5 protein-coding genes are annotated in these 7,840 nt (G+C 70.6%); 1 reads left to right on the forward strand and 4 read right to left on the reverse strand.

The features are described 5' to 3' along the window. The first annotated feature begins 82 nt into the window (after positions 1-82). Positions 83-1,078: an alpha/beta hydrolase gene (locus AB0I22_RS04550; protein WP_363129141.1), complete on the forward strand. Its 996-nt coding sequence runs from the start codon at positions 83-85 to the stop codon at positions 1,076-1,078. Positions 1,079-1,152: 74 nt separating this feature from the next. On the opposite strand, the gene AB0I22_RS04555 is transcribed toward AB0I22_RS04550, so the two are convergent. The 4 genes from AB0I22_RS04555 to AB0I22_RS04570 all read right to left on the reverse strand — a co-directional run bounded on the left by AB0I22_RS04555 (position 1,153) and on the right by AB0I22_RS04570 (position 7,809). After that, positions 1,153-1,791: a LuxR C-terminal-related transcriptional regulator gene (locus tag AB0I22_RS04555; protein WP_363129142.1), complete on the reverse strand. Its 639-nt coding sequence runs from the start codon at positions 1,789-1,791 to the stop codon at positions 1,153-1,155. A gap of 346 nt (positions 1,792-2,137) precedes the next feature. Continuing rightward, on the reverse strand, positions 2,138-3,025 hold the full coding sequence (locus AB0I22_RS04560; RefSeq protein ID WP_363129143.1) for an LLM class F420-dependent oxidoreductase: 888 nt from the start codon (positions 3,023-3,025) through the stop codon (positions 2,138-2,140). Continuing rightward, on the reverse strand, positions 3,022-6,123 hold the full coding sequence (locus AB0I22_RS04565) for a condensation domain-containing protein (RefSeq protein WP_363129144.1): 3,102 nt from the start codon (positions 6,121-6,123) through the stop codon (positions 3,022-3,024). The genes AB0I22_RS04560 and AB0I22_RS04565 overlap by 4 nt, the downstream gene beginning before the upstream one ends. 21 nt (positions 6,124-6,144) lie before the next feature. Further along, positions 6,145-7,809: an amino acid adenylation domain-containing protein gene (locus tag AB0I22_RS04570; protein ID WP_363129145.1), complete on the reverse strand. Its 1,665-nt coding sequence runs from the start codon at positions 7,807-7,809 to the stop codon at positions 6,145-6,147. Positions 7,810-7,840: the final 31 nt, after the last annotated feature.

A 7,840-nucleotide genomic window follows, 5' to 3' on the forward strand; every position in this document is an offset into this window, starting at 1 on the left:
CGCCTCCGTACACGCACCCCCCTCGCCGACCGTGTGCCGTGCCGGGTAAAGTCCAAGCCCCTTTGGGACGTTTGGAGGATGCGTGAGCTCCACGGTCGAGCACAGTTTTGTCGAGGTCAACGGAGTCAGGCTGCACATCGCCGAGCAGGGGCAGGGGCCGCTCGTCGTGCTGTTGCACGGCTTTCCCGAGAGTTGGTATTCCTGGCGGCACCAGTTCGCGCCGCTGGCCGCGGCGGGCTACCGGGTGGTCGCTCCCGATCAGCGGGGGTACGCGCGCAGCGAGCAGCCCGAGGACGTCGATGCGTACAGCCTGCTGCATCTCACCGGCGATGTGATCAGCCTGATCCACGCGCTCGGCGAGGAGCGGGCGGTCGTCGTCGGTCACGACTGGGGGGCGCCGGTCGCCTGGGCGAGTGCGCTGCTGCGGCCGGATGTCGTACGCGGTGTCGCCGGGCTCAGTGTGCCGCCGGCGCCGCCTGCCGGGCTGGGGTCGCTGGAGGACAGCCGGGAGCAATACGGCGACGGGTTCTATCAGCTCTACTTCCAGCAACCAGGCGTCGCGGACGCCGAGTTGGCGCGGGATCCCGCTTCTACGTTCCGCCGCATCCTGTTCAGCGGGTCGGGCGACAATCCGGGCACGGCAGTGCCGCGGCCCTGGGTCGTTCCCGATGGCGCCTCGCTGCTGGACACGATCCCGGAGCCGGAGCGGCTGCCCGACTGGCTGACGCCGGACGACATCGAAGCGTTCGCGCGGGACTACGCCGAACACGGGGACAGCGCCTTCACCGGGCCCCTCAACTGGTACCGCAACATTGAGCGCAACCACGAGCTGACGGCCGCGTTCCGGGGCCTGCGCATCGAGGTGCCCGCGCTGTACGTCTACGGGGACCGGGACATGGTGACGTCCTTCCACGGCATGGAGGCGTACCTCAAGAACCTGACCGCCGTCGCGCCGAAGCTGCGCGGCAGCGTGCTGCTTCCCGGCTGCGGTCACTGGACCCAGCAGGAGCGGCCCGACGAGGTCAACGCGGCGCTGATCGACTTCCTGGGCGGCCTGACGGACTCCGGCAAGTCCTAGCGGCGGCAAGCCCTCGCGGCACGCGAAAAACCCGCGGCCGGCGCCGGCCGCGGGTGGGGGGTGACTCCTGCGCGTTACAGAACTCCGGTGCGCAGCGCGAACGCCACGGCGTGCGTGCGGTTCTTGAGGTTGTGGCGGGCCACGAGCTGGTGGATGACGCTCTTTATGGTGCGTTCGGAACAGCCGATCCGGCCCGCCACCTCCTTGGTGCTCAGTCCGTCGGCCAGCAGTCTCAGCACGTTGACCTCTCTGGCTCCGATGCCCGCGACGTTGAGGCCGTGCGGGAGGAGGGCGTTGTCCCTGATCGACTTGATCTGGCCGATGAGCCGCTGCTGCACCCCGTCGCCGCCGGGCTTCGCGCCGCCGCGCGCGGCCGATACGACGGCGCGCGCGATGGCGTTGAAGCTGCTCTCCTTCCGGTACAACAGGCTGACCAGCCCGAGGCTGATCGCGCGGAGCATGGAGTGCTCCGGGAACTCGTTGGCCACGAGCACCACGGGCAGCCTGCGCCCTCCGCCCCCGCTCTCCCGGTGTACTCGCGCCACCCTGGTCAGCATGTCCCCGGTCACCTCGCTGGCCAGCACGAGCAGGACATCGGCGGCGTGGCGCGAATCCAGGGAACGCGCGGCAATCTCGTCATAAGAGTTCAAGCGCACGATGGCGCCTTCTTCGGTTATCGGGTCATCGGCGAGCACGGCTACGGCAATCGACATTCTCAAGGACTCCCCTTACGCGCGCCCTGCGCAATCCGCCCGTCGTCCCCTGCGGGAGGACGGCCCTCTGCGGAGGACGGTGTCATAACACAAGGGGATAACTGTTCGACGGGCATAAGACTGCACTCCCAGGCACGCACGGATCACATGGCCCGCTCAACGTAACCCGATGGAATCCTGTATTCCATATACAGAGTGTCAAGTCTTGCCCTGAGATGCCGCGTCAGGGTGCCTATATTCAGCGCCCCGGGCGATACCCGGCCGACGAAGAAGCGCGTACCACGCCCTGCCTTGGCCCCACTTCCCTACCCTGAAACGCGCCGTCCGGAAACTCGCTGTCCAAAACTCACTGTCCGGAAAGCGACTCCATCACCGGTGTGAACTCCGTCATAGCTGATTCATGCACGCTTACGTATGAGAATCCGTAGCGCTCCCGGCGTTCCAGCAGTTGTTCCGCTATTTCCTTCGCCGTTCCGATCAACACCGTGGGCGCGTCCGTGACCTGATCGGCCGTCAGGTGCGGCATCCGGCGGCTCAGCGTCTCCGCCGCCTCCCGCCGCCGGTCCGTCACCACCACGGCCTGCACCAGGATGTTGCGCTCGATCTCGCACGCGCGGTCGCCTGCGACCTTCTCGAAGTAGGCCACCCGCTCCGCGACCGTGTCCGCGTCGAGAAGTTGCAGGGTGCCGCGCGTAGCGCCGCGTTTGAGTACGGCGCCCGTGAACGCGGCGATGTCGGCGTGGCGCGCGGCCAGTCCCAGCACCCGGTCGCCGTTGCCGCCGATGAGAAGGGGTGGCCGGGACGGCGGCTGGGTGTCCCCCAGTTCGCGGGGGTTGGCCAGCAGCCGGGTCAGTTCGGCGGCAGTCCGCTCCAATCCGTCCACCCGACTGCCGGCCGTTCCCCAGTCCAAACCCGCCTTGTCGAACTCCGAACGCACATATCCGGTGCCCAGCCCCACTTCGAGCCGCCGGTCGGTGAGCCGGTCGGTTGTCATGACCTCGCGAGTCAGCAGAACCGGGTTCCAGAAAGCGCTGTTGAGCACGAAAGTTGAAACTCGCACGCTTTCCGTCACCGCCGCCGCGGCGACCAGCGCGGGGAACGGCGCCTGCACCCCGAGATGGTCCGGAACGGTGAGGACGTCGAATCCGTGCGACTCCGCGGCACGGCACTTGTCCGTCCACTCCTGGTGGCTGGTGGCTGAATTCAGATTGACGCCGAACCGAAATTTCCTCATGAGTTCGCTCCGTTCCTTGCGGCCGACTCGCCGACGTCGTGGCCGAATACCGATTCCGGCAGCAGCGTCCGGAAATGGTTGAGGATTGTAGAGAGCCCGTCCGCCAGCCGTCCGGCGGCGTCGGCGCCGACCCGGTCGCCGCGGTAGGCCAAGGAGCCCCGCAGGGCGGCGTCCCGTTCCGCGAAGGTGATGGTCACAGGGAACTTGCTGGTCTCCGTGCGCCGCGCGACGAAATCCACCGGGCTCATCCGCGCGTCCCCCAGCCAACCCGACCAGTTGGTCAGGCTGACGCTGTTGAGCAGGACGTCGGCGTAGGGGGTGTGTCCCGGGGACCGCCTCGGCGCGAGGCCGCGCACCACGTCCTCGAACGAGGCCGCCCGGTGCTCGAAGGCATCGATGATCTCCTCCCGCAGCACGCGCAGCAGATCGGCGAGCGTCATGTCCGGGGCGCACCGGGAGCGCAGCACCAGCGTGTTCAGGCACGGCCCGATGACGTCCTGCGCAGCGGCCGGCCCGCGATGGGCCACCGGGATGCCGAAGGTGAGGTCCGTCAGCCCCGTCCAGCGGTGCAGCGCCGCGGCGACCGCGGCCGACTGGATCATGAACGCCGAGACCTTCTCCGCACCCTGTACGGGCAGCAGCTCGCGCGCCGCCTCGGGCTCGATAGCCAGCCCGAGGTTCCCCAACGGCTCGGAAATCGCAGGTGCGTTGAGCCCTAGGGTGCTGGGAGCGCCCTTCAACTGGCGGCACCAGTACGCCACATCGTCGGCCGCGCCCGTCTCCTGGTTCTCGGCTGCCACCAAGTCGCGGTACTGGCGCGGGGGCGGCGGCGGAACCGCGTCCGGGTCGGCCGGCGCGTAGCAGCGCTCCAACTCCCGTATGAGAACCGGCACCGACTCGCCGTCGAGCACAAGGTGATGGACGCACAGGGACAGGACATGGCGCCGCGGCCCGACGGTGAACAGCGCGGCGCGCAGCAGCCGTCCGTCCGCCGGGATCAGGGCGGACGCGGCCTCGTCGGCCCACGCACCGAGCCGCGCCTCCCGCTCGGGCCCGGTCAGCCCGGTGAGGTCGGCCCGCTCGATCTCGGGGGTCCACGGCAGCGTCACCTCCTGGAACAGCCGGCCGTCGCGGTCCAGGAAGCGGGTGCGCAGAATCTCGTGCCGGCCGATTACGGCGGCGAGGGCGTCGCGCAGCGCCGCCGGGTCCAGCTCTCCGTCCACCTCCCAGGACAGCGGCACGTGGTACGTCGCGTGGACCGGGTCCAGGCGCTGGGCGAGCCAGATGCTCTCCTGGAATTTGGAGGCCGGGAAGACGCCGTCGGACTCCGGGCGGGCCGGGGCGGTGTCAGCCGGGACGGCGGGCGGCGCTTCGGCGGCCGCGCGGTCGATCACTCCCACCAGCTCGCCGAAACCGGGGTGGGTGAAGAGGTCGCGGATCGACAGGTCGACGCCGAAGCGCCTGCCCACCCGGGTCAGCAGCGTGGTCGCGAGCAAGGAGTGCCCGCCCAGCTCGAAGAAGGAGTCGTCTGCCGAGGCCACCGGCACGCCCAGCACGCTCTGCCAGATCATGGCGAGCCCGACCGCGGTGGGCGAGGTGAGACCGCGCGCCGTCGCGGGCGAGGCGGCGGGGGCGGTGACGTCCGGCGAGCGCCGCTCGCTGACGGAGGACCGTACCGACGGGGCCGGCGCGGCGGCCTCGGTCTGCGCGGGCGGCACACTGACGGCGGGCAGCAGTGCCAGCCCCTCTGCCACGGTGCGGTGCGGGGCGGCGACCATGTCCGCCACGACGGCCAGGTGGTCACGGGCCAGCGAGGCGAGGAATTCCGGGCCGAGCGAGCCGTCCCGGTCCTTCCACAGCATGCGGCTGCCGTGACTGTCCTCCATCAGCAGAACGGTGAGCCGGTAGTCCGGTACGTCCGTGAGGTCCAGCAGCCTCAGCTCGCACGGCGCCTCCCCGCCGTCGAACCGCAACCGCCCCACATCGGGCCCGCCGCGCCAGGCGCCGTCCTCGAAGTGGCCGAACTGCAAGTACTGGAGGACCACTTGATGCGTACGGTCGCTCCCCGCCGGACCGGACAGGCCGGCCGCCCGCAGGATCGCGGGCAGCGGCAGGTCCCCGTGGTCGGCCCCGGCGCGCACCTGCTCTCGCAGATCGCGCGCCAGCTCCGCGTAGGTGCGGGAGCCGTCGACGCGCTGCCGGAACGGGAGGACGTTGACGAAGAAGCCGACGCGCCCGCCGAGGGCGGGGTCCGAACGCCCGTGGTAGGGCGCCGACGCGATCAGGTCGTCCGAGGCGGTGTGGCGGTGCAGCGTCACGAAGAGCGCGGCGAACATGACGGTGAAGTAGGTGACGCCCAGTCGTCGCGCCAAGGCTCGTACCTGGCCGGACAGTTGCGGGTCGATGGGCTGCGGAAACTGCCGGTAGCCGTCCGCCCCGGCCCGTACGGGCAGCGGCCGGGCCGGGGCGTCGCCGGTCAGGGCGGTGCGCCAGTGGTCCCGCAGCGACTCGCCCTCAGCGCCGAGTGCCAGTTCCCACGAGCGCTGGGCATGGGCGATGTACGGGCCGAGGGCGTCCGGCTCGCCGAGCGATTCCCCGCCGTAGGCCCGGCGCAGTTCGTCGAGGAGCAGGGGGACCGAGGTTCCGTCCAGGACGAGGTGGTGGACGGTGAGCAGCAGCAGCGTGTAGTCCGGCCCGTGCAGCACCTCCACCCGTGCCAGCGGCCCTCGGTTCAGGTCGAAGGGGGCCCGTGCCGCCACGATGGCGTCATAACGCCCGGCGGTCACCGTGCGGACAGCGAAGGGAACGGGGCGGTCCGGGCCGGACCAGGACAGGCGGGTTCCGGTGCGGGTCTCGACGACTCGGGCCCGTAGCATGGGGTGACGTCGCGTCAGTTCCCCGACAGCGGAACGCAGTCGATCCGCGTCCAGGTCTCCGCTGACGTCGAGGGCCAGCGGGATGATGTGCTCCCACCGCTCGGGATCGCGCTGCCAGGCGATCCACATGGCCTCCTGTACGGCGGACAGCGGGAGTTCGTCCTGCGGTGCGGCCCACCCGGTGCGGCGGCCGTGCGGCCGGTCGTCGGTCGTGTCAGCCATGGGTCGTCCTCCAGCCGTGGGTCATGACGCTTGCGCGGTGAGCGCGCGCTTGTCGGTCTTGCCCGACGGGGTCAGCGGCAGCGCGGGCACCCGCACGAAGCGGCGCGGCACCATGTGGGCGGGCAGCGACTCCTTGGCACGGGCCGTGAGCCGTTCGGCCAGCACGTCCCGCCCGCCGCCGGTGCCCGCCTCGCCCTCGTCGCCACCCTCGTCATCGCCGTCGGAGGCGCCGGGGACCGGGGCGTAGAAGGCGGTGAGCATGCGCTCGCCGATGCGGCTGGTGACCGGCAGGACCACGAGGTCCTGTACGCCCTCGGTGCCGTGCAGCGCGCTCTCGATCTCGCCGGTCTCGATCCGGTAGCCGTTGATCTTCACCTGGTCGTCGGCCCGGCCCGCGAACTCCCAGGTACCGTCCGGAAGGGCGACGGCCAGGTCGCCGCTGCGGTAGTAGCGCCGGAACTCCCCGGTGCCCGCGAGGTCGAGGAGGGGGTACCGCTCGTCGGTCAGCTCCGGGCGCCCGAGATAGCCGATGGCCAACTGCTCGCCGGAGAGACACAGTTCACCGATACGTCCCAACGGGGTGCGGCCGCCCCACTCGTCGAGCAGCACCACCTCGAAGCCGTCCAGCGGGCGTCCGATGTTCAGCTCCGGGTCGGGGGAGACTCCGGCGGCGGGGAGCCCGTCCGCCGACGCCGCCACTACGCCCCCGGAGCGCTCCGGCAGCGCGTCGATCTCGTTCTCGGGCAGCCGACGGCAGGTGGCGAGCACGGTGGTCTCGGTGATGCCGTACATGTTGAAGAACTCGGCCCCCGTACCCTGCACGCGGCGCCAGGCGCGCACCGCTTCGAGGTCCACCGCCTCGCCGCCGAAGATGACGTAGCGCAGCGGCAGTTCCGGCCTTTCGCCCGTCTCCTCCGCTCTGGCCACCGCCGACCGCGAGAGGTAACGGAACACCGAGGGAACCTGGTTGAGGACGGTGACGCCCTCGGCGACGACGAGATCGAGCATCGCGTCGGGTGAACGGGCGGTGTCGGGCTCCACCACGACCAGCCGGGCGCCGTGGGCCAGGGCGCCCCACATCTCCCATACGGAGAAGTCGAAGCACGGGGAGTGGAACAGCGTCCACACGTCGTCGCCGCGCAGGTCGAAGACCTGGTCGCAGGCGTCGAGCAGCGCCGTGACGTTCCGGTGGGAGACCAGGACGCCCTTGGGGTCGCCGCTCGATCCCGACGTGTAGATGACGTAGGCCGGTGCGTCCGGGGCCACGGCCGGCTGCCCGGTGCGCGGGGCCGGGGCCTGCCGGCAGGCGTCCTCGACATCGATGACGGTGGCGTCCGGCAGCACCGCCGAGGCGTCCTGGTCCGCCACCACCAGGTCGAGGGAGGCGTCGCGCGCCATGTACCGCACCCGTTCCGGCGGGTAGGCCGGGTCCAGCGGCACGTACGAACAGCCGGCCTTCAGGACGGCGATGGCGGCGGCCACCACGTCGTTGCCGCGCCGCAGATACAGGCCCACTCGGGTGCCGGGGGCGGGTGCGTGCCGAGTGATGGCGGACGCCAACCGGTCTGCTCGGTCATTGAGTTGTCGGTACGTCAGGGTTCCCCGACCATCCGTCACGGCTCGTGCTTCGGGGGTGCGCGCGGCCTGTTCCTCGAATAGGCGGTGCAGGGTGAGCTGTGCGAACACGTGCTGCCTTCCTCCTCGTTACGGCTCGGTA

This window comes from Streptomyces sp. NPDC050610 (genome assembly GCF_040654875.1).
In the GTDB taxonomy this organism is placed as follows: Bacteria; Actinomycetota; Actinomycetes; order Streptomycetales; family Streptomycetaceae; genus Streptomyces.